The sequence below is a fragment of the Bradyrhizobium zhanjiangense genome (genome assembly GCF_004114935.1).
In the GTDB taxonomy this organism is placed as follows: domain Bacteria; phylum Pseudomonadota; class Alphaproteobacteria; order Rhizobiales; family Xanthobacteraceae; genus Bradyrhizobium; species Bradyrhizobium zhanjiangense.
In genome coordinates this window covers 1247684-1273159 of record NZ_CP022221.1, presented here as the reverse complement: position 1 = coordinate 1273159, position 25476 = coordinate 1247684, and the positions used below count along the sequence as shown (strand labels likewise).

At 64.8% G+C, this 25476-nt stretch carries 23 protein-coding genes; 9 read left to right on the top strand and 14 right to left on the bottom strand.

Going from position 1 to position 25476, the window contains the following annotated elements:
* Positions 1–289 precede the first annotated feature (289 nt).
* Positions 290–1672, bottom strand: a complete 1383-nt coding sequence (locus XH85_RS06010; RefSeq protein ID WP_128931149.1) for a tetratricopeptide repeat protein — start codon at positions 1670–1672, stop codon at positions 290–292.
* 128 nt (positions 1673–1800) lie between these two features.
* Positions 1801–2562: a tetratricopeptide repeat protein gene (locus tag XH85_RS06005; RefSeq protein ID WP_128931148.1), complete on the bottom strand. Its 762-nt coding sequence runs from the start codon at positions 2560–2562 to the stop codon at positions 1801–1803.
* 118 nt (positions 2563–2680) lie between these two features.
* Here XH85_RS06005 and XH85_RS06000 point away from each other — a divergent pair, with 118 nt between their 5' ends.
* Positions 2681–4258 (top strand): cation:proton antiporter, encoded by a 1578-nt coding sequence (locus XH85_RS06000; protein ID WP_128931147.1) that lies wholly within the window; start codon positions 2681–2683, stop codon positions 4256–4258.
* 258 nt (positions 4259–4516) lie between these two features.
* Positions 4517–5287, top strand: a complete 771-nt coding sequence (locus XH85_RS05995) for a hypothetical protein (RefSeq protein WP_128931146.1) — start codon at positions 4517–4519, stop codon at positions 5285–5287.
* Positions 5288–5365: 78 nt separating this feature from the next.
* Here XH85_RS05995 and XH85_RS05990 read toward each other — a convergent pair whose 3' ends face one another.
* The 5 genes from XH85_RS05990 to XH85_RS05970 all read right to left on the bottom strand — a co-directional run bounded on the left by XH85_RS05990 (position 5366) and on the right by XH85_RS05970 (position 10609).
* A complete protein-coding gene (locus XH85_RS05990) occupies positions 5366–6172 on the bottom strand; it encodes an SDR family NAD(P)-dependent oxidoreductase (protein WP_128931145.1) in 807 nt (268 codons plus the stop codon).
* 11 nt (positions 6173–6183) lie between these two features.
* Complete coding sequence (locus XH85_RS05985) at positions 6184–6603, bottom strand: DUF1850 domain-containing protein (RefSeq protein ID WP_128931144.1); 420 nt, start codon at positions 6601–6603, stop codon at positions 6184–6186.
* Positions 6564–8678 (bottom strand): TRAP transporter permease, encoded by a 2115-nt coding sequence (locus XH85_RS05980; protein WP_164940112.1) that lies wholly within the window; start codon positions 8676–8678, stop codon positions 6564–6566. The genes XH85_RS05985 and XH85_RS05980 overlap by 40 nt, the downstream gene beginning before the upstream one ends.
* Before the next feature lie 213 nt (positions 8679–8891).
* Positions 8892–9839, bottom strand: a complete 948-nt coding sequence (locus tag XH85_RS05975; protein WP_128931143.1) for a TAXI family TRAP transporter solute-binding subunit — start codon at positions 9837–9839, stop codon at positions 8892–8894.
* Positions 9840–10129: 290 nt separating this feature from the next.
* Positions 10130–10609, bottom strand: a complete 480-nt coding sequence (locus tag XH85_RS05970; protein WP_164935142.1) for a hypothetical protein — start codon at positions 10607–10609, stop codon at positions 10130–10132.
* A gap of 193 nt (positions 10610–10802) precedes the next feature.
* Between XH85_RS05970 and XH85_RS05965 the strand changes: the two genes are divergently transcribed.
* Positions 10803–11120 (top strand): hypothetical protein, encoded by a 318-nt coding sequence (locus tag XH85_RS05965; protein ID WP_128937121.1) that lies wholly within the window; start codon positions 10803–10805, stop codon positions 11118–11120.
* Positions 11121–11469: 349 nt separating this feature from the next.
* Entirely contained in the window at positions 11470–12423 is a 954-nt protein-coding gene (locus tag XH85_RS05960) for an IS110 family RNA-guided transposase (RefSeq protein ID WP_128930305.1), read from the top strand.
* 6 nt (positions 12424–12429) lie between these two features.
* Here the strand turns inward: XH85_RS05960 and XH85_RS05955 are convergent, their stop codons facing one another.
* Together XH85_RS05955 and XH85_RS05950 are read right to left on the bottom strand one after the other, a co-directional pair.
* Complete coding sequence (locus XH85_RS05955) at positions 12430–13677, bottom strand: hypothetical protein (RefSeq protein WP_128931142.1); 1248 nt, start codon at positions 13675–13677, stop codon at positions 12430–12432.
* Between the two features lie 56 nt (positions 13678–13733).
* On the bottom strand, positions 13734–14363 hold the full coding sequence (locus XH85_RS05950) for an NUDIX hydrolase (protein ID WP_128931141.1): 630 nt from the start codon (positions 14361–14363) through the stop codon (positions 13734–13736).
* 67 nt (positions 14364–14430) lie between these two features.
* Here XH85_RS05950 and XH85_RS05945 point away from each other — a divergent pair, with 67 nt between their 5' ends.
* The 5 genes from XH85_RS05945 to XH85_RS05925 all read left to right on the top strand — a co-directional run bounded on the left by XH85_RS05945 (position 14431) and on the right by XH85_RS05925 (position 18820).
* A complete protein-coding gene (locus XH85_RS05945) occupies positions 14431–14856 on the top strand; it encodes a PaaI family thioesterase (protein WP_164935146.1) in 426 nt (141 codons plus the stop codon).
* 304 nt (positions 14857–15160) lie between these two features.
* Positions 15161–16183, top strand: coding sequence for an aldo/keto reductase (locus XH85_RS05940; RefSeq protein WP_128931140.1), 1023 nt, complete (start codon positions 15161–15163; stop codon positions 16181–16183).
* A gap of 15 nt (positions 16184–16198) precedes the next feature.
* Positions 16199–17512, top strand: coding sequence for a tetratricopeptide repeat protein (locus XH85_RS05935; RefSeq protein WP_128931139.1), 1314 nt, complete (start codon positions 16199–16201; stop codon positions 17510–17512).
* 194 nt (positions 17513–17706) lie between these two features.
* Complete coding sequence (locus tag XH85_RS05930) at positions 17707–18285, top strand: hypothetical protein (protein ID WP_128931138.1); 579 nt, start codon at positions 17707–17709, stop codon at positions 18283–18285.
* Positions 18286–18514: 229 nt separating this feature from the next.
* A complete protein-coding gene (locus XH85_RS05925; protein WP_164935144.1) occupies positions 18515–18820 on the top strand; it encodes a hypothetical protein in 306 nt (101 codons plus the stop codon).
* A 33-nt stretch (positions 18821–18853) separates the two neighbouring features.
* Here XH85_RS05925 and XH85_RS05920 read toward each other — a convergent pair whose 3' ends face one another.
* The 5 genes from XH85_RS05920 to XH85_RS05900 form a co-directional block, all read right to left on the bottom strand.
* Positions 18854–20125, bottom strand: coding sequence for a flavin monoamine oxidase family protein (locus XH85_RS05920; protein WP_128931137.1), 1272 nt, complete (start codon positions 20123–20125; stop codon positions 18854–18856).
* Between the two features lie 9 nt (positions 20126–20134).
* A complete protein-coding gene (locus tag XH85_RS05915; protein ID WP_128931136.1) occupies positions 20135–20845 on the bottom strand; it encodes a RibD family protein in 711 nt (236 codons plus the stop codon).
* A gap of 14 nt (positions 20846–20859) precedes the next feature.
* Positions 20860–21522, bottom strand: a complete 663-nt coding sequence (locus tag XH85_RS05910) for an FABP family protein (RefSeq protein WP_128931135.1) — start codon at positions 21520–21522, stop codon at positions 20860–20862.
* Positions 21523–21734: 212 nt separating this feature from the next.
* Complete coding sequence (locus tag XH85_RS47235) at positions 21735–24305, bottom strand: bifunctional diguanylate cyclase/phosphodiesterase (RefSeq protein WP_128931134.1); 2571 nt, start codon at positions 24303–24305, stop codon at positions 21735–21737.
* Between the two features lie 333 nt (positions 24306–24638).
* Positions 24639–25403: a DUF2182 domain-containing protein gene (locus XH85_RS05900; RefSeq protein ID WP_164940709.1), complete on the bottom strand. Its 765-nt coding sequence runs from the start codon at positions 25401–25403 to the stop codon at positions 24639–24641.
* Positions 25404–25476: the final 73 nt, after the last annotated feature.

Here is a 25476-nt window from a genome sequence, read left to right as displayed (position 1 = left end):
CCCGCGCTCCCGCTCCCTTTATGGCCTGGCCCTGACCCTTGTGGCAGGACAGGCGTCCCGCCATGACCAGGATCAAGTACCGGCCTTGTTTGAGGGCTATTTTCCCGGGAACGGGCCGCGGTTCAAGCCGAAAAGGATGACGTCCTTCCCCCTCTCCCCGCTTGCGGGGAGAGGGTCGGGGTGGGGACGGCGGCAGTTGGACTCGCGGAGAGTCCCCCCTCACCCGGAATCCGCGCTTTCAGCGCGCATTCCGGCCTCTCCCCGCAGGCGGGGAGAGGCGAGAACCCGACTACCCCTCCATCGCATTCAGCTTCTGCAATCTCTCCTGCATGACCTTTTTCAGATCATAGCCGGGGCGGCGGAAGCTCGCATCGCGCGTGGCGAGGAAATCACGCTGGGACTTGCGCAGGCCATCCGCCGAGCGCTTGCTCGCGGATTTCAGCACCCGCTCGTAGGCCTCGGCGATCTGGCGGTCGAGCACGCCGAGCTGCGGATCGGCGCAGATCACCTTCTCGACCTCGCGCTTGGCGGAGGCGCAGTCGAACGACGGTTCGCTGGGAGCGGCGTTCAGCACACTGCGCGGCTCGCCGCCGAATTTTGCGATCTCTGCGATCATCGCGCGGCGGCCGTTGAGCGCGTTCTCATTGGCGGGATCGAGCCGCAACGCCGCCTCGTAGTCGGCCAGCGCCTTCTTGCGCTCGCCCATCTTCTTGTAGAGCACGGCGCGGTTGTTGTAGGTCTTGGCAAAATTCGGATCGAGTTTCAGCGCGTCGTTGTAGTCCGACAGCGCAGCACCGAGCTCGCCCTTGAACTGGTAGGAGTCACCGCGGTTGGTCAGGAAGTTCACCCGCTGCTCGAGACGGATCGCCTGATCGTAATCGGCGATCGCCTTGTCGTACTCCTTCATCGCGGCATAGGTGAGACCGCGGTTGTCGAAATACTCCGGCACCTTTGGATCGAGCCGGATCGCCTCGCTGTCGTCTGCGATCGCCTTGTCGAGCTCGCCGAGCTTCTTGTAGGCGGCGCCGCGGTTGGTGTAACTGCGCGCCCGGCTCGGATCGAGGCGCAGCGCCTCGTTGAGGTCAGCGACGGCCTTGTCGTAGTCGCCGCGCAGATAGAAGGTCGCGCCGCGGTCGGACCAGGCCTGGGCGAAATCCGTCTTCAGCTTGATGGCCTGATCGTAGTCTGCAATGGCGCGGTCGAGGCGATGCTGGTTGGTGTAGACGACGCCGCGCGACTCGTAAGCCTCCGCATCCTGCGGATCGAGCTCGATCGCCTTGGTGAGATCCGTCCCGGCCCGATTGAGGTCACCGCCGGCCTCGCGCAAGAGGTTGCCGCGCACGCGCCAGGCCTTTGCGTTCTTGCCGTCGAGCGCGATGGCGCGGTCCAGATCGCGCAGCGCCTGCGACTGGCCTCCGGAGGTTCGCGCATTCGCTTCGGCGCGAGCGACGAGCGCCATGGAGCGTTCAGACGCCGGATTTGCGCTCTGGTCGATGATGGCGCTGCACGCGGGGATCAGGTCCGCGGGAATAGCCTTGCTGCCCGGCACGCAATCGATGCCGGCGGCGGCTGGAGCGACGAGGGCTAGGCTCATTGCCGCGCCGAGGAAGGACGCGCGCAGCGAAATTTTGGCAAACGAGGGCGTTTGCGCGGGATAAGGCGTGCCGCACATGGCATAGGGCTCCGTGACGTCGGGTTCTCACCGTTGTCGCGGCTGGCGAGGGATGGGTTCAATGAGGGCCGTCAGGGGAGCACTGGCGCTTCTCTCCCTCGCCCCGCTTGCGGGGAGAGGCGAAGGGCTCAATATCCGTCCACCCCGTTCAGCCGCTGCAACCGCTCCTGCATCGCCTTCTTCAGGTCGTACCCAGGCCGGCCGTACCCGGCATTTCGGCGGGCAATGAAGTCGTCCTGCTCGCGCTGGAGCGCCTTGGCTTCGCCCGCATTGCGCGCCTCGCGGATCGCGCGGGCATTCGATGCAAAGATCTCCCGGTCGAGATCGGCGAGCTCGCGATTGCCGCAGATCGCCCTTTCCACGGCAAGACGCGCCCGCGCGCAGTTGAAGCTGGGCTTGCCGGCGACCGCCATCTGCGCCCCGATCCGCTCGAGCTCGCGCGCCATCGCCTTGTGATTGGCCTTGGCCTTCTCGTGGTTGGGATCGATTCTGAGCGCCGCGCCGAAATCCTGCACCGCCTTGGGCTTGTCGCCCTTCTTCAGCCAGAGCTCGCCGCGCGCGTTGAAGATGTCCGCGAGGGTGGGATCGAGCAGAAGTGCACGGCTGTCGTCGGCGATCGCGCGGTCGACCTGGTCGTGACGCGCATAGAGCGCGCCGCGCGCGATCAACGCCTTGATCAGATCTTCCTTCGCGGTCTTCTCATTGTCGATCACTGCCGCGCAGGCCGTGACGGCCTTGTCCATGTCATCGGCCGCGGTCGCCGCAAGGCATGGTGCGACGTCGACCTGCGGCACCGCGACCGGCTCGCCGCCCGTCGCGGCATGGGCCGCGGCGAGCGAGAGCGCGCAGAGCAGCCCGGCGCCTGACAATTGAATGAGAAAAGAACGCATGCTCGTTACAGTCGGAAGTCTTGCCCTGAGGCTTGTCCTCAGCCTTGTAGTCGGCCTTGCCTTCAATCTTGCCTTGCCGCCCCACTATCCATCATTACGGCCGGATTGGTGCTAGCTTGTGGTGTCGCTCAAATCGGTTTCGGGGATCATCGTGCCGACATTCGAATGGATCATCGTGCTTCTGCTCGGCGCCGTTGGCTTATCGGCGCTGGCGCGGCGGATCAAGGTCCCCTACCCGACCTTCCTCGCCATCGGCGGCGCGCTGATCGCCTTCGTGCCGTCGAGCCCGTCCTGGACGCTGGAGCCGGACCTGGCTTTGGCGCTTTTTGTCGCACCGGTGCTGCTCGATGCCGCCTTCGACACCTCGCTGCGCGATCTGCGCAACAATTGGGTTCCGGTCTCGACCCTGGTCGTCGCCGCGGTCGGCCTCACCACGGTTGGCGTGGCCTATGTCGCGCACCGGCTGATGCCCGACATGCCCTGGGCCGCAGCGGTCGCGCTTGGAGCCATCGTGGCACCGCCGGACGCCGCCGCCGCGGTCGCGATCCTGAGCCAGGTGAAGCTGCCCCACCGCATGGTCAAGGTCTTGGAGGGCGAGAGCCTGCTCAACGACGCGACCGCGCTACTGATCTATCGCATCGCGGTCGGCGCGGTCGCCACCGAGCACCTGACGTGGAGCCAGGTCGCGCCGACCATGGCACTGGCGCTGGTCGGCAGCGTCATTGCCGGCCTGCTCGCAGGACGCATCATTCCGCTGTTCATGGAGCGGGTGACAGAGGCGCCGAGCGCCATCATCGTGCAGTTCGCCACCACCTTCCTGGTGTGGATCGCCGCCGAGCATCTCGGCCTCTCCGGCATCCTTACCATCGTGGTTTACGCCATCACCGTCGCGCGCACGGCGCCGGCGCGCATCCCGGCGCGGCTGCGGGTGCCGTCCTATGCGGTCTGGGAGACGACAGTGTTCGTGCTCAACGTGCTCGCCTTCATGCTGATCGGCATGCAGATGCGGCCGATCTGGACGCGGCTCGATGCCGACGTGCGTTGGGAATATTGCGTCGCCGCCGCCTGGATCCTGCTCACCGTGGTGCTGGTCCGGCTGCTATGGGTGACGTTCTACCGCACGACGCTGCGCGTGCTGGTCGCCCACGGCATCTATCATCCGAAGGATCCAAAACAGGTCGCCTCGGCCAAGGGCGGTCTCATCATCTCCTGGTGCGGCATGCGCGGCCTCGTCACGCTCGCCACCGCTTTTGCCCTGCCGGAGAACTTTCCCTACCGCGACTTCATCGTCTTCATCGCCTTTGCTGTGGTGCTGGGTTCGCTGGTGATCCAGGGCTTGACGCTGCGGCCGCTGATCCTCGCCTTCGGCCTCAAGGACGACGATCCCGTCGGCGTCGAGGTCGCGCGTGGACGCGCCATCGCCTATCGCGCCGCGCTCGACGCCATCGAGAGCGATCCGTCGGAGGAAGCGGAAATCCTCAGGCTCGAATATCGCGCCATCCTGATGCAGGCCGAGACCGATCCGAACGGCGGCATCGCCAATGGCGAATTGCCCGCCGATCCCCTGCGCCGCCGCGCCATCGAGGCCGCGCGCAAATCGATCTTCGATCTGCGCGCCACCGAAGTGATCGGCGACGACGCCTTCCACAAACTCGAGGAAGAGCTCGATCGCGCCGAATTGAGCGCGGGGGGATAGGCCAAATCGGCCGTCGTCCCGGACAAGCGAAGCTCCAGACAACGCGCAGCGTTGACGGGAGCGGAGCGCCGATCCGGGACCCATAACCACAGGATGTGGTTTGACGAAGACTTGGAGTTGCCAGCTCGTGCGGTAACTCAACCCTATGGTTATGGGTCCCGGATCTGCGCGCGCTTGAGGGCGCGCTTGTCCGGGACGACAGCGGAGGGTGAACGGCAGGCGTTTGAACCAAACCGCTCCTTCCCAGACTCATTCCAGATGACGACCCTGATCGACGACCGTCGTGTCCGCGCGCGAGATGCGTCGCCTGCACGATATTTTTATCTCCACATGGCGCTGGCTTGCGCCGCCACCGCGTTTCTGGGCTTTGCACCGACCTATTGGGTGCCACTCGCCAACCGGACGTTTTCCGCAAGCCCGGTCATCCATTTTCACGGACTCTTGTTCTTCACCTGGTCGCTCTATTTCGTGCTCCAGACCTGGCTCGCAGCGTCCGGCCGCGTGGTCAATCACCGCTCGCTCGGCATCGCCGGTGTGTCGCTGGCGACCGCGATGACGATCTTCGGCTTCCTCGCCTCCGTGCATGTGATGCAGCATTCCGCGGCGCTCGGGCAGAAGGAGGCCGGCATCGCGTTCTCGATCGTGCCGATGAGCGGGATCGCGTTCTTCGCGGTGGTGTTCGTGCTCGCGATCATGAACACGCGCAGGCCCGAGATTCACAAGCGCTTGATGCTGCTCGCGGCGGTCTCGATTCTGGATGCCGCGATCGCGCGCTGGTTCCTCACCTTCCTTGCCCCTCCCGGACCGCCGGGCCCGCCGCCGGTGCCCGTCACCATCGCGCCGGCTGTCGTCGCCTCGCTTCTGCTCGTCGTCGCCATGGTGCGCGACTGGCGCACCGAGGGCCGCGTCCACCCGGTCTACATCTACGGCACGCTCGCGCTGCTGGTGGTGAAGGTGCTGAACTGGCCGGTCAGCGAGACGGCGGCCTGGCATGCATTTGCCGGCGGGATATTAGCGCTGGCGCAGTAGACGGCAGCCAAATATTCAGCGTCGTCCCGGCCTAGTGCGCAATTGCGCACTAGGCCGGGACGACGGCGGAGGTTGAGGCTACGCCCCCGCCTTGCAGGTGATCCCGCCGTCCACCACGAGTTCGATCCCCGTCACGTATTTCGACTCGTCCGACGCCAGGAACAGTGCGGCGTTGGCGACGTCGAAGGCGTCGCCCATGTGGCCCATCGGCACTTGCGCGTCACGCGCGCGCCACATCGCCTCGACGTCACCCTTGGCATAGCTCGCGGCGAGGCCGGCAGAGTGCTCGACCATCGGCGTCTTCATCAGGCCCGGCAGGATCGCATTGACCCGCACATGGTGGCGCGCGAACTCGATCGCAGTGGTGCGCGTCATCTGGTTCATTGCCGCCTTCGAGGTACCGTAGGTGACGTAGGAGATGCCCATGTGGCGGATCGAGGCGATCGAGGAGATGTTGATGATCGAGCCGCCGCCCTGTTTCACCATGACGGGAATGACGTGCTTCATGGCGAAATAGGCGCTCTTGAGGTTGACGCTGAAGACGCGATCCCAGCTCTCCTCGGTCACCTCGACCACGCTGCCCATCTCGGCGATGCCGACATTGTTGTCGAGCACGTCGATGCGGCCATGGGCCTTCAGGCACGCCGCCACCATCGCCTCGATCTCGGCAGACCGCGAGACGTCGGCCGTGAACGCCGTCGCCTTGCCGCCTTCGTCATTGATGATCTTCGCAGTCTCCTCGGCGGCCGCGCCGTTGCGATCGACGCAAAACACCTGCGCGCCCTCGCGCGCAAAGGTCACTGCGGTCGCCTTGCCGTTGCCCCAGCCGGGTCCAATCGAGCCGGCCCCCACCACCATCGCAACCTTGCCCTTGAGCCGATCCATCGTGATCTCCCTTATTTCTCTTGTTGTTTGCAGATGCTCATTTTGGTGACGTTATCACCGATCGGATGCCCCACAATCTCCGACAACGTCCGGCACCGCCCGTCATCGCACAACCGCCACTCCCCCGCCGCGCCGGAATTGCCGAGCACCACCTCCTGCATCGGCGCGCGGTCCGGCCGCCACTGAAACCAGCCGCCAATCAGCCGCGCCTCGGGTGGAGGCTCCATGCCGGGGCCGGTGCCCTTGACGCGGGCCTGCACCAATTCGAGGCCGGCGGGCGTGACCCGCCAATCTTCCTGCCAATCGACCTTCGCGATCGAATGGGTCCACACCAGCGTGAAGGCGGACAGCGCCAGCGCCTTCACACCGCCTGCCGTTGCGAAGCAGAGGCTCACATCGCCTCGACCGTTACAGGCGGACGCTGCCGCCATTGCCACAGCACGAGCGCCGCGGAGAGCACGAAGCCGGCAGTGTCGCTGAACGGGAAGTCGCCGAGCAGGCAGAACGCGGCGCCGAGCGCGACTAGCCGCTCGATCAGCGTCAACCGCGTAAACAGGAAGCCGATCGCGACCATGCCGAACAGCGCGATCGCCACCAGCGCCTTCAGGCTCGCGAGCGCGACCGCGCCGTAAAAGCCGAGCTTGGCTGCCATGGGATCGCCGGCTTGCAGCATCAGGGCCGGCGAATAGACGAAGATGAAGGGGATGACGTAGCCGGCGAGCGCGATGCGCATCGCCTCCCAGCCGATCTTGTCCGGGTTCTCCTTCGCGATCGGCGCCGCCGCAAGCGCAGCCAGCGCCACCGGCGGCGAGAGGTCGGCCATGATGCCGTAGTAGAACGCGAACATGTGGCTCGCGATCAGGGGCACGCCGAGCTTGGCAAGCGCCGGCGCGGCGAGCGCGGCGGTGATGATGTAGGTCGGGATGGTCGGGATGCCGGTGCCGAGCAGGATCGACAGCAACATGGTCATGATCAGCGCCAAAAACAGGCTCTTTTCGCCGAGACCGATCACCCAACCGCCGAAGATGGTGCCGACACCGGTCTGCGACATCATGCCGATGATGACGCCGACGATGGCGCAGGCCATGCCGACGGTGATGGCGGATTTGGCGCTCTCAGCGAGCGCATCGCGGCAGGCGCGCAACGCCGCAAAACCGCCGCGCACGAAGGCGGTGATCACGATCAGCCCGACCACGACACAAGCAACCGGCACGATCTGAAGCCCGTCCCGCGAGAGCGCGGCGACGACGAGCGCGAGGCCGATCCAGAAGATGTAGCGGATGACCGTCGCGGACACGCCGGCCGTGATGCTGGTGCCAAGGATCAGCGCCACCGTCAGCGCAAGGCCCATGCTGCCGGCATAGAGCGGCGTAAAGCCTTCGAACAGCATGTAGACGAGGGCGGCGAGCGGCAGTACGAGGTACCAGCGCGTCACCAGCGCCTTCCAGGCGCTCGGGATCTCGGAGCGCTTCATGCCGACGAGGCCATGCTTGCCGGCTTCGAGGTGCACCATCCAGAAAGCTGATGCGAAATAGAGGATCGCAGGAATCGCCGCAGCCTTGACGATCTCCGAATATTGCACGCCGAGCGTCTCGGCCATGATGAAGGCGACCGCGCCCATCACCGGCGGCATGATCTGTCCACCCATCGAGGCCGTCGCCTCGACGCCGGCGGCAAACGCGCGGCGGTAACCGAACCTGATCATCAAGGGAATGGTGAACTGGCCGACGGTGACGACGTTGGCAACGCCCGAGCCGGAAATCGTGCCCATCATGCCCGAGGCGAACACCGCGACCTTGGCAGGACCGCCACGGGTGCGGCCGAACAGGCCGAGCGAGACGTCGGTGAACAGCTGGATCATGCCGGCGCGCTCCAGGAACGAGCCGAACAGGATGAACAGGAAGATGTACGTCGCCGAGACGTAGATCGGCACGCCGTAGAAGCCCTCGGTGCCGAACGACAGATGCGTGACGATCTGATCGAAATCATAGCCGCGATGGTTGAGCGGCGACGGCAGGTATTGGCCGAAGAACCAGTAGACGAGACACGCGCCGCACATCAGCGGCAGTGCCGCGCCCATCAGCCGCCGCGTGCCCTCGAAGATCAGCACGGCGAGCAGCGTGCCGACCACGAGGTCGAGCCGGGTCGGATCGCCGTCGCGGGCAATCAGATCGGCATAGAAGATCCACTGATAGAGGCCGCAGAAGAAACCCGCGCCGCCGATCACCCATCCGAGCGCACGGCCGAAATTGCTCTTCGCCGTGAAATTGGCGATCAGGCCGAAGGTGAGCAGAACCAGGAAGCCGACATGGACGCCGCGCACCACCTGGCTCGGCAAATAGTTGAAGGCGGCGACATAGAGCTGGAAGGTCGCAAACGCGATGCCGATCCAGTAGGCGAGATGGCCCCACCAGCCCGGACCAAAGCCTTCCGGAAAGCCGTGCTCGAAATTGTCGAACTCGACCTTGATGGGCGCAGCTTCGGTGCCCTCTGCCTTTTCCAGCATCTCATTCGTCCTCAGCCTGTCCATGCCGGATAGCATTGGCACGTGGCTCCAAAAACGTCATGCCCGGGATTGTCCCGCCTGCGGGGCCGAAGCCCCTTCGGCGGGGCGAAGGCCCGGGCATTCGCGATAATCCTCTCCGTCATTCCGGGGCGATGTGACGGGACCGCGTAGCGCGGCCCGGAGCATCGAACCCGGAGTGACAACGGAGGGAGGCTACTTGATCAGCCCCTTTTCCTTGTAATAGCGGATCGCGCCGGGGTGCAGCGGAACCGGGCTCCCGGCGGCCGCAGTCTCGAGCTTGATCTCCTTGCCGGCCGCATGCGCGTTGGCGAGCTCGGGGAGCGACTCGTAGACCAGTTTTGTCATCTGATAGGCGAGATCGTCAGATACAGCGGAACTCGTGACGAGATAATTGACCACGGCAGCCGTCGGCACGTCCTTGTCCTGCCCAGTATAGGTGTTGGCTGGAATGATCGCGGAGATGAAGGGCGGGCCGATCTTGTCGACGGTCTCCTTCGGCACCGACACCACTGTGATCGGGCTCGAGGTCGACAGGTCCTTCAGCGAAGCGACACCGAGGCCGGCCGATTGCAGCGTCGCGGCGAGCTGGCGGTTCTTCATGAGATCGACGGATTCGGCGAAGGGCAGATATTCGACCTTGCCGAGATCCTTGTAGCTCATGCCGGCCGCCGCGAGGATCGCGCGGGAATTCAGCTCGGTGCCCGACTTCGGCGCCCCGACCGACAGGCTCTTGCCCTTGAGGTCGGCGAGCGTCTTGATGCCGGACTCAGCGGTCGCGACGATCTGGATGTAGTTCGGGTAGATCGCACCGATCGTGCGGAGCTTGTCGAGCTTGGTCTTGAAGCCCGCCTCCTCCTCGCCATTCCAGGCCGCTTTCAGCGAGTCACCCAGCGTGAACGCCAGTTCGCCGCGGCCCTGCTGCAGCAGGATGAGGTTCTCGACCGACGCCTTGGTGGCCTGCACCTGCGTCTTCACGTTCGGAATCTTGTCGCCGTAGATCTTCCCGATCGCGACCCCGAGCGGATAGTAGACGCCGGAGGTGCCGCCGGTCAGCACGTTGATGAAGGATTGCGCATGTGCGCAAGGCGCCGACGCCGCCAGAGCAAGAGCCGCGGCCACGCCGAAGAACGTCCGTTTCATGGTTGTTGTACTCCCCAAACCGGCGGCGAAATTGGCCGGATGAGGGCAGCGGGTCAACCCATCCAAAAGGCAAAACAGGACTGCGGTAAATGGCCGTTCCGGCTGGATTTTTGGGAACCCGGCGGTGCGGCGAGGTGGCGCAGCGCTCACCTCTCCCGCTTGCGGAAGAGGTCGCGCCGAAGGCGCGGGTGAGGGCTTTCTCCTCTAGGGGATTGTCCCGTTGTGGAAACACCCTCTCCCCAACCCTCCCCCGCAGGCGGGGGAGGGAGCGCACCATCACTGGCAAGCCCTCACTGAAACGTCATGTCCAGGCATTTGGAGATGTCGGAGCCGAGGCCGGAGGAGATGATGATGCAGCCGCGCACCTTTTGCGCGCTGACGTCGGTGGCCCAGACCGAGTAGCCGCCGGGGCCGAAGAACGAGTTGGTGTTCGGCGGCTCGGTCTCGGTGGCGTCGAAATCGTATTTGCCGTCGGTCTCGAAGATGCGCGGCTTCTTGGTGCAGCCGCCGTCGGTCTGCACGTTGATGACTTCCTTGTTGTCGCGGGTCAGCGCCAGCGAGACCTGGCAGCGGAAATATTCCGAGGTCTTGGTGTTGAAGAGATAGGTGTAGGACTTGCAGGTGGCCGTGTTCAGCTTACCGGGGGCAAGGCCGCGGCTGCACGAAATGCGCTGGTTGTGGCTGAGCTGGTAGTCATCTGCCCGCGCGGCCGGCGCCACCGCCGTCAACGACAATGCAGCAGCCCAGCAAAGTTTGATCACATGGCGCATCCGAATCATCCCCACCAATAATTTTGTCGAGTTGCGTTCTAGACGGAAAGCGGAACATAGTCGCGAGGGGACGAAGGGAAAATCACAAACTGCTGGGCAGGACGTGATGCGCTGCGGCGCTTTCGCAAATTGACCCGGAAATGCCGTTCGTGATTTGTTCAAGCCGGCACCCCAGCGACGGGGAGGATGGATGATGGCATTTTCAACGAAGACATTTGCACTTGCTTCAGCAGCACTCGTCACGGTGCTCGGCGCGTTTGCCGTGCCCGCATTGGCGCAAGTCCCGGCAACGCCGTGGGAGCTCAAGCCCGACATGGGCTACGCCTATGACAGGGACGGCAAGACCTATTCCTACAAGATGGGTACCAGCAATGCCGGCGAGCTGCTCAAGGGCGCCAAGAAAGTGCCGAAGGGCACGCTGTTCTTCATCGGCCACAACGGCCAGCTCTACATGCGCACCGGGCCGTATCTCGAAAGCGACGGCAAGTTCAAGTTCGGGCCGGATCAGTAGGCGCAGAGCCGAGAAACTGTAGGGTGGGCAAAGGCGCGGCAGCGCCGTGCCCACCATCGGTCAGCGCATTCCGATCGAGAATGGTGGGCACGCTTCCGCCTTCGCCCTTCGAGCTACGGCGGACAAGTCGCTTTGCCCACCCTTGTAATAGCGCAATCAGATATTGTCGGCGTGTTCCGTGAGGAATGGCCTGCCGCGGCTGCAACCCGCGGCAGGCCGCTGGCGATCGGATCGCGCCCACCCTGAGCAGTTTGTGGCTGCCCCGTAGCAGGATCGCGCCAGCACCTTCATCGGACCCGGATGGTTGCCGGAACAATCAGGTTCGCTTCACAAGGCAGGGTCGACGAAGATGGCACAGACTAGCACGACGACAGCGGGAATCGATACGTCCAAGGCGAAGCTCGACATTGTAGTTCATGGTCGAGACGAGGGTTGGGAGGTCGCCAACGACCTTCCCGGTTGGCGGAAGCTGGTGCAGCTGCTGACCAAAGCTGGCGTCAAGCGAGTCGGGATCGAAGCGACCGGCGGTTACGAGCGTGGGGTAGTGGAGCATTTGCGTGCGGCCGGCGTCATCGTGCTGGTGCTGCAGCCGATCCAGGTCAAGGCGTTCGGCCGCTCCCGATTGCGTCGCGCCAAGAACGATACGCTGGATGCCGCGCTGATTGCTGCCTGCGCGGCATCGCTCGAAGAGGTGAGGAGTGCGCCGGATCCGCGCTTGGCGGAGCTCGCCGAGCAGCTCACCTTCCTCGAGCAGATCGAGGACGACATCAAGCGCTTCAAGACCCGGCTCGAGCATCTCGAGAAGCCTCGGCTACGCCGCATCGTGCTGGATGACATTGCCCGGTTGAAGGCAAGGCGGCTCTCCCAAATCCGTCACCTCGCCAAGCAACTACGCGCTCACCACGATCTCGCTGTCCGCCTTGACCTCGTGATGAGCATTCCCGGGATCGGTGAGCGCACGGCACTGGCCCTCCTGGTCCGCATGCCTGAACTCGGCCGTGTCAGCCGGGAGGAAGTCGCAGCCCTTGCCGGGCTGGCTCCCTTCGACAACGATAGCGGGCAGTACAAGGGCCAACGCCGTATCGCCGGCGGCCGCGCTCGCCTGCGTCGCTCTCTGTTTGCGGCAGCCCTGCCTGCGGCCTTCCGCTGGAACAAGGCCGTCATGGCCCTCTATGCCCGCCTGACTGCGGCCGGAAAGGCTCACAATGCCGCTCTCATCGCATGCGCGCGCAAGCTGCTCATCTATGCCAACACCGTCGTGCAACGCGGAACGCCGTGGACTGAAAAACTCCTCGGCGTTTAATGGTTGCTACGGCAGCTTCGCCGGGACGACATCTGATATCCAAAACACCCCTGCCAGCTCCCGCGCGCCGGCTTTGCCGCCGTTCGAATCCATCCGCTCATCCGTCACGGCCAGCAGCTTCGCCACCGTGTTGTGGCGGATCGCGACCGGGTTGCGCTCGTAGCCGCCGCGCTGGAAGAAGTTCGAAGTCGGCACCTGCTCGCGCATCGCCTGCGGCATCGTCACCATGTCGAGGCCGGTGCCGTCGCCGGTGAGGTTCATCATCTCGAGCTCGGCTGCGGTGAGCGGCCGTGTATAGCCCTTGGCGCGCGCGAACAGCACCGAGGTCAGCAGCTTGTGGGTCTGCAGCATCGGGCCGACGTCGACGTCGAGCACCATCGCATGCATGGCCCAGCCCTGCGCGGTATTGGCGATCTTCTCGTGCTCCGACCAGGTGTCGGGCACCGACTTCGCATGCGCGACCATTTTCTTCAGAACAGCGAGCTTGTGCTCGAGCGACTGGCGCGCCGGCCCTGAGCTGCGCGCCACCTTGTCCGAAAGCGCGCGGACGAATTCATGGCCCTGCTCGGCCAGCAGCTCGACGCTGTTGGTGGTCAGGAGCTGGTTGTAGCCCATCGCAGTCGAGATCGCGCGGTTGCCGCCGTGCTCGATGCCCGCCTGCACGTCGTAACTGCCGGTGCCGCCGGTCTCGAACGAATAGACCCGCACCGCCTGCTCGCGCGTGAGCCCCGAGGCGAGCGCGTAGCGTGCATAGGCGCGCTTGAACTCGACCTCACTGGCCGGGCGCTGCGGCGTGAACTGATAGAGCTCCTGCGCCGCGCGCAGGAAATCAGCGACCACCGGGATGGGTTTTCGGGGCGGACGCTCCGGCGCTTCCTCCGGCTCCGGGTTCACCGGCCGCTTCGGACCGGTATAAAGCGGCGGATGCTCCAGCACGTAATCATCGAGGGTCACCTGCTGTCCGCTGCGCCGCTTGGCGTTGCGGGTTTTCCGCTTCTCGGAGATCTGGCTCCAATAGGCGCCCGCCTCGGCGTCGAAGGCGGCGCGCGCCGCCTGGTATTCCGCGAGCTTGCGGCGATATTCGAGCACGGCCGGCGAGGCCCCGCCTTGCGCAAACTGCGACAACAGCTGAGCATTGGCGTTGCTGACGGCGGGCGGCAGCGCGTCGGCCTCACCGCCGCGCGCGGCGGGCGCGAGCAGCACGAGCGCGAATGGAACCAGCGTCAGGGCGCGTCGAATCGGTGTGTGATGCATGCTGCCCTCTTAGCAGGCATCCGGTAACCGTCACGTTAACGCGCCGTTTACCATCGTCACTTCCAGGCGAACACCGGCTGTTCCAGCTCGGTCACGCGGGTGTGCCGCCCCGCCAGCACCTCTCGGAACTGGTAGATCAGCGCCGCCGTCGGCGCGTGGATCAGGCTCATCTGATGATGGAAGCGGATCACGCGGCGCGCGCTTTCGGGGATCGCGATGAAGTCGAAGGCGTCATCGCGCTCGATCGTGGCGAGCGCGATGCGATGGACGGACGCGACCTCGTCCGGGTTCGGCCTGATCGCGGCGCTCTCGGCGGCCCAGACCACGACCGGCGTGATCAGATAGCCGGAGCGTGTCGGATAGTCGTCGAGTGTGCCGAGCACGTCCGCGCCGGTGAGGCGGAGGCCAAGCTCCTCGTCGAGCTCGCGCAGCGCCGCCTCGACCGGCGTCTCGCCGGCGTCGCATCGTCCGCCCGGCAAGGCCCATTGGCCGCGATGGGCGCGCAAGTGCGATGCGCGCATCGTGAGCAGCAGCGCAGTCTCGTCGCCCTCGCCTGCTGCGGTCAGCGCAACCGCCACCGCGGCACGCTTCAATGCCGGATGCGCTTCTTCCTCAGGCAGCCGCGCGAAGGCCGCACAGGCATCCGCGATATTCCGCCGTGTGGCATCGTCGAACGGTCTCATGATGCTTGACTACACCACGTCCGGCCTCGATGAAATGAGATCGAAGGTCCGCACAGGAATGGACGACGACATGACCAACAAGGCCGCCGCAAGGCTGAAATCAGACGGCTGGACCATCCTCGAGACCACGGGCTTCATGCACCTGATCGGCCCGTTGTGGGAGCGCAAGATCGACGGCCATTACGAGTTCGCCCTCGCGACCGAAGACAAGCACCACAACCGCCGCGGCATGGTCCAGGGCGGCGTGATGATGACCTTCGCCGACCGCACTTGCGGCATGACCGCCCGCTACCTCTCCGGCAAGGAGTTCATGGCGACGGTGCAGCTCGACACTCATTTCGTCGAGGCCGGCCAGATCGGCGACATCCTGATCTCCCGCCCGCGCGTGGTGCGTTCGACCCGCAGCCTCATCTTCATGAGCACCGAGGTGACGGTGGATGATCGCTGCATCGTGATGGCCAATGGCGTGTTCAAGATCTTGAAGGGACCGGGGTAGGGCGCGTCTCGTCGGACCGCCGCTGCGCACCACACCCACCGCTGTCATTCCCCGCGAAGGCGGGGGAATCCAGTACGCCGCGGCGTCTCGATCAATTGCAGGCGTCTCGGAGTACTGGATCGCCCGATCAAGTCGGGCGATGACACCGATTGTGAGGCATGAGCGTACCCCACACCGTCATTGCGAGCGCAGCGAAGCAATCCAGCATGTTTCCGCGGACGCAGTTCTGGATTGCTTCGCTGCGCTCGCAATGACTGACGTAGCTGGCTATGCTGGCACGAACGCAAGCGTTGAGGAAGCAACCATGCAATACCGCCAGCTCGGCCGCAGCGGCCTGAAAGTGTCGCCGATTTGTCTCGGCACCATGATGTTCGGCGGGCCGACGGATGAAGCCGCATCCGAACGGATCATCGCGAAAGCGTTCGATGCCGGGATCAACTTCATCGACACGGCGGATGCCTATTCGAAGGGCGCGTCCGAAGAGGTCGTTGGCCGCGCCATCGCCGGCAATCGTCACGCCTGGGTGCTCGCCACGAAGCTCGCTAACCCCATGAACAACGAAATGGGCGACGATCCCAATCGCGGCGGCCTGTCGCGGCGCTGGGTGCTGCAGGCCGCCGACGAAAGCTTGACGCGGCTCGGCACCGACCACATCGACATCTACTACCTGCACAAGGAAGATCATGCGACGCCGCTGGAGGAGACGGTACGCGCGATGGGCGACCTGATCCGCGCGGGCAAGGTGCGCTATTTCGGCGTCTCGAACTACCGCGCCTGGCGCGTCGCCGAGATCTGCAACATCTGCGACCGGCTTGGCATCGACCGGCCCGCGGTGAGCCAGCCCTATTACAACGCCATGAACCGCATGCCGGAGGTCGAGCATTTTCCGGCCTGCGCCTATTACGGCCTCGGCATCGTGCCCTACAGCCCGCTCGCGCGCGGCGTCCTCACCGGCAAGTACCAGCCCGATGCTGCGCCGGACAAGGAGACGCGCGCGGGCCGCAACGACACCCGCATGATGCAGACCGAATGGCGGCCGGAATCACTCCAGCTCGCGCAGGAGATCAAAGCCCATGCCGAGAAGAAAGGCATCACCGCCGGCCAGTTCGCGGTCGCCTGGGTGCTGAACTCCGCTTTCGTGACCTCCATCATCGCCGGCCCCCGCACCGAGCAGCAATGGGACGACTATATCCGCGCACTCGACTATCGCTTCACCGCGGAGGACGAGGCGCTGATCGACCGGCTGGTCGTGCCGGGCCATCCCTCGACGCCCGGATACAACGATCCGGCCTATCCGATCGAAGGACGCCGCGCGCGGACGGCTTGAACTCCGGAGACGACCATGGCGCTTGAAGACCGCTACGGCCTGCCGCTCTCCACCACATCCGATGCGGCAGCATCCGCTTATCGCGAGGGCGTCGACCTCATGCTCGCGGGGTGGACCGGCACGGCGGAGGCGCTGGAGCGCGCGATTGCGGCCGACCCGGATTTTGCGCTGGCCCATATCGCCCGCGCTCGTGTGCATGCCTTCTATCAGCAGGGCGATCTCGCGCGCAGCAAGGCGGCGGTCGCGCGCGAACGCGTTGCGAAGCGCGGCACGGAGCGCGAGCGCTCCCATGTCGAGACGCTGGCGCTGGCGATCGAGGGCCGGCTGCCCGAGGCGATCGCGGCGATGCGCAAGCACGTCGAGACATGGCCGCGCGATGCATTGGTGCTGTCGCTGCCGCTCGGCGCGTTCGGTCTGTTCGCCTTCTCCGGCATGGCCGATCACGATCGCGCCCGGCATGAGCTCTGCGAGCGCGTCGCGCAGCACTATGGCGAGGATTGGTGGTTCCTCACCATGTATGGCTGGGCGATGACGGAGAACGGCGATGTCGCCCACGGCCGCGGCGTCACCGAGCGCGGCTTCAATCTGCGCCGCGCCAACGCCCATGCCGCGCACGCCGTGCTGCATGCGATGTTCGAGGACGGCTCGATCGACGACGCCGATCGCCTCGTCGACGACTGGATCCCCGCTTACGACCGCGCCGGAATTTTGCACGGCCACATCCGCTGGCACCAGGCCCTCGGCGCGCTCGAGCACGGCGATGCAGCGCGGGCGCTGTCGATCTATGCCGACGTGCTTCAGCCGTCAGTCGCGCAGGCGCCTCCGCTCAACGCCGTCACCGACGGCGCCTCGTTGCTGTGGCGCCTGTCGGCCTACGGCCATGCCGTGCCCGAGGCGCTCTGGCGCGATGCCGACGCGGCCGCGCAAAAACTATTCCCGAAATCCGGCCTGCCGTTCGCCGACGTCCACATGGCGCTGTTCGCCGCCGCAACGCAGAACCGCGAGGCGCTTGCCGCGCGCCTTGCGGTGATCGAGCAGCGGCTCGCGGACGGCAAGCTGCCGGCCGGCCCGGTGGTGCCCGCGATCTGCCGCGCGCTTCTGGCCTTTGCGGATGAGAATTACAGGACCTGCGTGCAAACGCTCGCGCCGGTTCTCGCCGACGTCGTGCGCATCGGCGGCAGTCACGCCCAGCGCGAATTGATCGAGGACACCTATATTGTCGCGCTCATGCGCAGCGGAGAGCTGCCGCGTGCCCGCGCCCTGCTCGAGGCTCGCCTGCACCGCCGCCCGTCCCTGCGCGACAGGGCCTGGCAGGCGGCGATGGGCTAGCGCTGCCACGAAAAAAACACCGGCCTGACGGCAAGTGCGCAGGATGGATTTGGGGCGATCTCGCGAATCGCCGTTAGGGTGGCGCGGTGGTATTCCGGTCGGGTTCGGCAAGACAAACGGGATCGCAACCAATTTGCGGTTCGATGGTTATCGGACGGAACTTCTCCGTGGTTCCCTGGCATGTGAGCCTTCCGATGCGCCTCCGCCGACCTGCCCTCGGTGCCGCTCTCATTGCCCTGGCAAGCCCTTGTTTTGCTGAGACTTCCGCCCCCGTCCCGGTCAACAATCCGCTGGAGCAGCAGAATTCCTTTATCGACCTGCTGGCGCTGATGTCGGGCAAGTGCAAGACGCTCAAGGTCGCCGGGCGCACCTATGCCTGCAAGACGGTGGCCTACGCCCATGGCGACAAGGGCCGGGTCAATTTCGCGGTCGCGGTCGACGATCCCGCCGACGCAAATCACGTGGTGTCGTTCTCCGGCGAGAACGGCAAGCGCGCCGACGACAATTCCTACGAATTGCCGATCGATCGCATGCTGCTCAACTCCAAGGACCGTCCGAAGGTCGATGGCCTGCCGGTGCCGGCCGAGCAGACCTCCACCGGGGTCTGCCGCCAGACCGGCAATTTCGCCGCCAGGAAGGTGAACGACGTCACCTGCTCCGCCACCGACAGCGAAGGCCGCAAATACGAGCTCCTGTTCGTCTCCGACGGCACGCCGGTCAGCGTGCGCCGCATCCGGCAGTCAGCGCCGTCGATCCAGGATCCGTTCAAGTAGCGGCAGCCTTGCCGCCCGCGCATCGTCATCAAAGATGTCGCCAATGCGTCAATCGAGGCGAGGTGATGGCAGCATCGCGATCGACGTCGGTGCTGCGGCGATAGATCCCACGACACGCAATCCTTCGCGCGAACCGGACGTCGCATGCTGCGTCGTTTCGACGCCTGCGCTGGCCGGAACGCGCCGGATGCTCATCTGTTGTCACACGACGTTCAACTGGAGTGATGACATGAAGTATCTCATTGTCGCGATGGCCGTTAGTGCTGCGGCACTTGCCGGCGGATCGGCGGCGAACGCGGCCGGTGGTTCAAGCGCGGGGCAGACCGCGCACGAAAGCCAGTCCACCGACATTAGCGCGCACCGCAGGTACCACCGCTGGCATGGTCACCATCATTGGCGGCATCACGGCTACTATCGGCCCTACTATAGAAGCTACGGCTATTACCCCCGGCACAGCTATTATGGTGGTAGCCCCTACGGATATTACGGCGGCGGTCCCGGCGTGACATTCAGCTTCGGCGGCGGCCGCTGGTGAGACAAAAGGCCCGCAGAGATGCGGGCCTTCTTCTTAGCTCCGCAAGATCATCTCTGCCGTCTCCAGGCCGCTAGCCAGTGCCGCCTCGACCGTGCCCATGTCGCGGCCACGATAGAGCGCTTCGCCGGACAACAGCACCAAGCCATCGGCGCGGGCGAGAATCGCTTGCGCCTCTCGCGTCCGCGGCGTCGCCCAGGAATAGGCGCCGCGGGCGAAGGGATCCTGCGCCCAATTGGTTGCAGCCGCCGCCACAAGATCGCGCGCGATATCATCGCGCGACCGCTTGAAGATGGCGGCGAGCGAATCGAGCCCGGCCTCGATCAGTCCTTGCGGCTCGAGATGCGACAGCTCCGCTGTCCGCGGGCCGCCGAACCAGCCGGTGAGCAGCGGATGCTGGTCCGGATATCGCGTCCACCACACCGGAATCACTTCGTTCGACAGCAGGAAGATCATGTCGGCGAGGTCGTCCTGTCGGTCGCGCCACCAGGGCCGCGCGAAGCGGAGCAGGATCTTGATGACGTTGCCGAAGCCGATGTCGTCGGCGGCAGCAAGCCTCGCGCCGACGTGTGCTGGCAGCGCGATCTTGCGCAGCAGCGGCAGCGGCACGGTGAGGATCGCCCGGTCGCAGGCAAGTCCATCGCCGCTGGCGCAGCGAACCACCACGGCGCCGCCCTCCTCCTCGATCGCCGATACAGCGCAACCGAGCCGGATCGCAACGCCGCGGGCGCGGCACTCGGCCGCTAGACAATCGATCAGCGCGCCATAGCCACCGTTGATCCGCGTCTGCGGAAAGTGACCGCCGTCCATCCACTCCTCACGCAACGCCAGCGTCGAGGCGCGCGCGGGGTCCGCCGCATCATAGCCCTCGACCATTCGCTCGATGGAATGGCGCAGCCGCGCATAGTCCTCTCCGGCAAAATGACGGCGCAGGAAGTCGGCGACAGCGAGATCGTCCTTCAAGTCCCGCAGCGCGGCTTGCAGCTTCGCCTCGTGCGCATCGTGGCGGTCCTCGCGCGAGAGGATTGCGCCGTCAAAGCTCCATTGCGTGCCTCCGATCGCCTGAAGCGACAGACCGGCCTCGCGCAGCAAAGCCCGCGTGACCGGCGCCTCACCATGGACGAACTCGGCGCCGCCATCGGCGGGGTAGCCGAACTGCGCCGCCGGCAGCGGATGGATGCGCCCGCCGCAGCGCTCGCGCGCCTCCAGGATGGTCACGCGTCTACCCGCACGCGCCAGCTCCCGCGCCGCCATCAGGCCGGCGGCGCCGGCACCGACGATGACGATGTGCTCCGATGGTCCCGACATGCCGGCGCGCTACTTTACCGCGGCCTGCGGATCGTTCTTGATCAGATAGCGCAGCAGCAGGACGCCGCCGCCGAGTTCCCGCGTGCTCTCCAGCGTCATCGCCGTGATCGGCGCGCGCTTGTCGCTGTCCGCTGCCGTCGAATCGAATACGAACGGTGCGCCGCTCGCGCCATCCACCGCGGGGCTAAGGATCAGGTTGAATTCGTCGATGAGGCCGGCGCGCAGGAACGCGCCATTGGCAACGCCGCCGCCCTCAACCAGCAGACGCTTCACGCCGAGCTCACGGCTGAGAATGTCCAGCGTCAGCGCCAGATCGATCTCGGACTTGCCGGCGAAGATGTAGGACACGCCTTCGCCGCGCAGCCCTGCGAGATGCGAATCCGGCACGCTCTCGGTCAGCACGACGACAATTGGATCGCCGCCGATATCGGAGCGGCCCCAGCCGATCTTGCCCTGCGCGTCGAGCACGACACCGTAGGTTTTTGCATCGCGTCGTGCGAACCAGTTCTCGCGCGGAAATTTCTCGCTCGTCCCGGTCGGGTACGACTTGCCCTTGGCGAATTCCGAGCCGGTGACGCGGCCGATCACCCAGGCATCGCCGCCGAGCTCGTCATGGATTTTCTCGAACCAGTCCGTGCCCGCGCCCTTCGGGCGCCAGCGGCTGGGATGCGTGCGGCCATCCAGGCTGGCGTGCATCAGGCAGATGACATAAGGCTTCATGTGATTCTCCGGTCTCAGGCCGCCGATCCACCGCCCTTGGCGCGATCGTTCACGATCACCGCAAGCGGATTGAGCTTTGGCGGCGCGACGAGCTTGAGCGTGTTGGTGTCGTGGTGATTGAACGGCGCGCCGCGCACGAACAACTCGGTCTGGATCAGATAGGTCCAGCTGCCGTCGTCGTTGAAGCTGATGTCGCAGCGATAGGAATCGGTGCGGAAGGCCTGCTCCAGGAAGTCGGTCGAGCAGATCCCGTAAGCGGTATCGCCGCGCTTTGCCGTGACGGAGATCTTGCTGTCGTCCGGCCCGGCCTTGCCTGAGGCGAGCAGCACCTGCCCGCGCGGGATCGCCAGCGTCTGCATGATCAACCCGGTCGCGGGCTCCCACAGCCAGTAGCCGACCTGGTCGTGGAAGGTGATGTCCTCCTCGGGCGTGTTGATGTGGATGTGATAGCGCAGCCCGTAGAACAGCTGCGGCCCGTTGGCCTGCGGATCGATGGGATCCATGCGGATGCGCTCGATGAAGGTGCGCCGCTCCGGCCCCTCCGCCTTCGGATTGACGTCGATGCCCTTGTCCGCCTGCCAGCTGCCGGCGAGACGGCGGAGCGGACCGAGATTGGCAAGACCGTCGGGCGAGACGTCCTCGGGCTCGGTGAAGATGTCGGCAGGAAGGGGAAGCATGGTTGTCCTCGCGCAGATTGCGAGGGCAGCAATAGCACGGAGGCGAGAACGCGGCTCGTGCTCAAGTCTCACAATTGCGAATGGACATAGGCGCCACGCGCAGACGGTTGTGGGAAGGAGCTTGCCAAGGGAGCGAAGCCGGGACGGTCAATTCCATCCCCGACGAGGAGGATAGCACGCGCGAATTTAAGATCCGCGCCCTGCCCTTCTCCTCACGCCGCCGCCCGCCGCCTCCGCCGCGTGGCGGGAGCTTGCCACGACAAGCCGGCGAGCGGCACGGGCTTGCTGAAGTAGTAGCCTTGTCCTAGCGGAATTCCGAGCGAATGGAGCTGTCTGAGCTGTTCGGAGGTCTCGACACCCTCGGCGACGATCGAGAGCTTCAGGGTCTCGGCAAGCTGTACGATGGATTTCAGCACGGCGACGGTCTCGCGCCGGTCAATCCTGTCGATGAAGGATTTGTCGATCTTGACCTTGTCGAACGGAAAAGCCGTCAGATAGGACAATGACGAGTAACCGACACCGAAGTCGTCAAGCGCAATGGAGACGCCGAGCGCCTTGAGGCGCTGGAGCGTCTTGAGATTTTCCTGGGTATCGGCGAGGAAAACGCTCTCGGTGATCTCGAGCTCGAGCCGGGTTTGCGGAAGTCCACTCTGCGCCAGTGCGAACGTCACGGTGTCGACGAGGTTGGTGCTGGCGAACTGCAGGGCGGACAGGTTGATCGCGACCTTGACGTCGTCCGGCATGGTCATCGCATCCCGGCACGCCTTGGTCAGCACCTGATTGCCGAGTTCAACGATCAATCCACCCGCCTCTGCAACCGCAATGAACTCGGCGGGGGAAATGAAGCCCCTGGTGCCGTGATGCCAACGCGCGAGAGCCTCGACCGATTTCACACGGCCGGTGCCGAGCTCGGTCACAGGCTGATAGAACACTTCGATTTCCTCGCGCCAGATCGCCTCACGAAGCTCGATCTCGAGCACGTTGCGCTGATCCGCTTCGGCCTTGAGCTCCACCGAGTAGGTATGGAAGCAGTTCCGGCCGGCGTTCTTCGACTTGTAGAGTGCAAGGTCGGCGTTACGAAGGATCTCATCGACGCGGCTGCCATGCTCGGGAGCCACGGCGATGCCGATGCTGCAGCCGATCACGATGGGATGATCGTCGATCTGATAGGGCTCGGCAATGGCCTGAACCAGCCGCGCGGCGAGGCTGGCGGCGCCGTCGTGCATCGCGCCCCGGCCCGGCGCAACGATCACGGCAAACTCGTCGCCGCCGATCCGCGCCGCCGTGTCGGCGTCACGGATCTGCGCCTTGATCCGGCCCGCGACCTGCTTCAGCAAGGCATCGCCACATTGGTGACCAAGCACGTCGTTGACGGACTTGAACTTGTCGAGATCCAGCAGGAGTACGGCGAAGGGAGCTCCCGAGGCACCGGACGTCGCGAGTGCCTCGTCGATGCGCTCCTTGAACAGATTGCGATTGGCCAATCCGGTCAGACTGTCGTAATGCGCGAGCCTTTCGATCCGGTCCTCGGATGCCTTGCGTTCGGTGATGTCCTCATGGGTGGCGACCCAGCCACCGCCCTCGCGCCGTCCGTAGGAGACATAGACAACCCGCCCATCCGGAAACTGCACGGTGTTCGAGGTGTGCTCCGACTTGGCGAGCCGATTCTTCAGATCGACCAGGTAAGCCTCGACGTCGAGAACGGCGGTCTGTTTTGCAAACACCTCGCGGAAGTCCATGCCGATCCGAATCTCCTCCGGCACGAGACCATAGAGTTCGAGCCATTGTTGATTGAATGCGATCAGGCGGTCGCTGCCGTCGAACATGCTCAAGCCCTGGGGAAGGTTTCTGAGCGCGTCTTCGAACTTGCTGGCGAATTCGCGCAGCTCGCGCTGGGCGCGATCCAGCGCCTGTCGGCGTCGCCAGTGGAACATGGTCGCAGTCAGAATGATGAACGTGAGCAGCAGCGCGCCGCCGAGATAGACCTTTTGCCTGGTATCCGCGCGCGAATAGATCTCGCGCTCCGAGATTCCTACGGTGAAGATGAGTGGAAACAGCCGCGATCTGCGCGCGGTCACCAGCCGGTCATCGCGGTTGGGATGGTTCTCGTTCCAATATTGGGCGTAGAAGCCGTCCCGAAGCTCGCCTTCGACGCGATTCGGCGCACGCTGCCCCAACACCGCGTCCTGGTTTATGCCCCGCGCGGCGAGCACGACCTGGTTTGCATTTCTGAGGACCAGCGTTCCTCCTGCGCCGAGCTTTGCGGTGTCGTAGAATCGACCGACAACATCGACGCTGATCGAGCCGACGACCACGCCCACGGGATTCCTGGCAAGATCGAAGACCTTTCTTGCGAGCTGTATGGTCCATTTGTTGGACGCGCGGCCCAGAACCGGTTTCGCGACGTAGAGGCGATCGTCGGTCTGCGACATGGTTTGAATGAAGTGCTCGCGATCGCCGAGATAGAGCGGCGGACCGGAATAGCCCGTCGTCGTATCCGTCATGTAGCCATCCGCCCCGATCAGGGCGAACTGGACCACGTCGCCGGTGGCGATGCGAGCCTTCTCGGACCAGAACTTCAGGCTGAAGGTCAACGGATCCTGGGCGTAGAGCGCTCGCACCACCAGCAACGACTGATCCACGCGCTCGAAGATGCGCTCGGTGTTCTCCTCGAACAATTCGGCGACGCTGTTGCCGTGCGACCGCGCCTGCTCGACCGCATCCGTCCGTTCCGATGACGTGATCGCGAAATAGCCGATCCAGACCAGGGGCAGGAAGAACAATGCGATCTGCAGCGGAGCATTCCGCAGGATCGTTCTTCCGGCTTTGCGGACGGAACTTGCGGGAATCACGACACGCGCCCTCGCCTCAGCCGCCAGGGCAGAACCGCGCTCGCCGCCAGTGATGGCATCGCCTGTCTCCGCCTCGATTGAGACCGCCGCGGCCGAAAGTGGCGCGGGTGCTGTTCATAGCCCGAAGCTAGGCGGGACAGCCTTAAGTTTCTGTTTGGATAATGCTCAATTCTTTAGCTTACAACATCCGTATGACCACGGATGTCGGCTGTTTTTGAGCAACCACGCGGTATTGGCAGGGCGATGGTCGTCTGTACCGGCCGCTCAGATCGCGCGCGCAAGAACGATCGTGCCGGACAGGATGAGGATCGCGCCTGCGGCATGACTCAATCGTTGGCCGAACGGCAGCAGCTTCTCGGCGGCGACATAGAGCGCGATGCCGATGATCCAGGCCAGATTCATCACGCCGCCGACGAACAGCAACACCATCAGAAACCAGCAGCAGCCGACGCAGTAGCTGCCATGGCGAAGTCCCATCCGGAATGCTCCGCGCGTGCCGGGCCGCCAATGCCGGCTGAGAAACAGCAGCGGGCTCTCGCAGTAGCGGAGGCAGGCATGTTTGAGCGGCGTGAACTGATAGAGGCCGGCGGCAAGCAGGATGATGCCGCCCAAAACCGCGCTGGTGCTGGCCATCGCCATCGACAACAACCCGAAATATTCGAGCGCCCATTGCGCCAGGACCGCGACGACACTGAACGCGGCCCATGTCACGAGATAGCCGGCGAGAAAGATCCAGGCATCGATTGCCGCCCGGGACGCAGTCTCCTGCTTGCGCTTGACGGTCGCATACAAAAGAACGGTCGGCGCCGCGCTCGCCGCCATCATCGCGATCATCATCACCCACCACATCACGAACAACAGCGCGGCATAGAGCGGCGTCCACGGCATCGGCGCCATGTCCGGCATGTCGGCCATCATCTCGGTGTCCATGCCGGCGCCGCTGGCGAGATAGGCCCAGGCGAGTGCTACCACTGCGGCGGTCCCGATCGCGACGATCAGCCGGTCGCGGTGGAGCAGGTGTTCCAGCATCAAGCGCCCCTGCGTGGACTTGCCCAGGATAGTGATGAGGAGCTGACACCGAAATCTTGTCTCGATGTCAGCG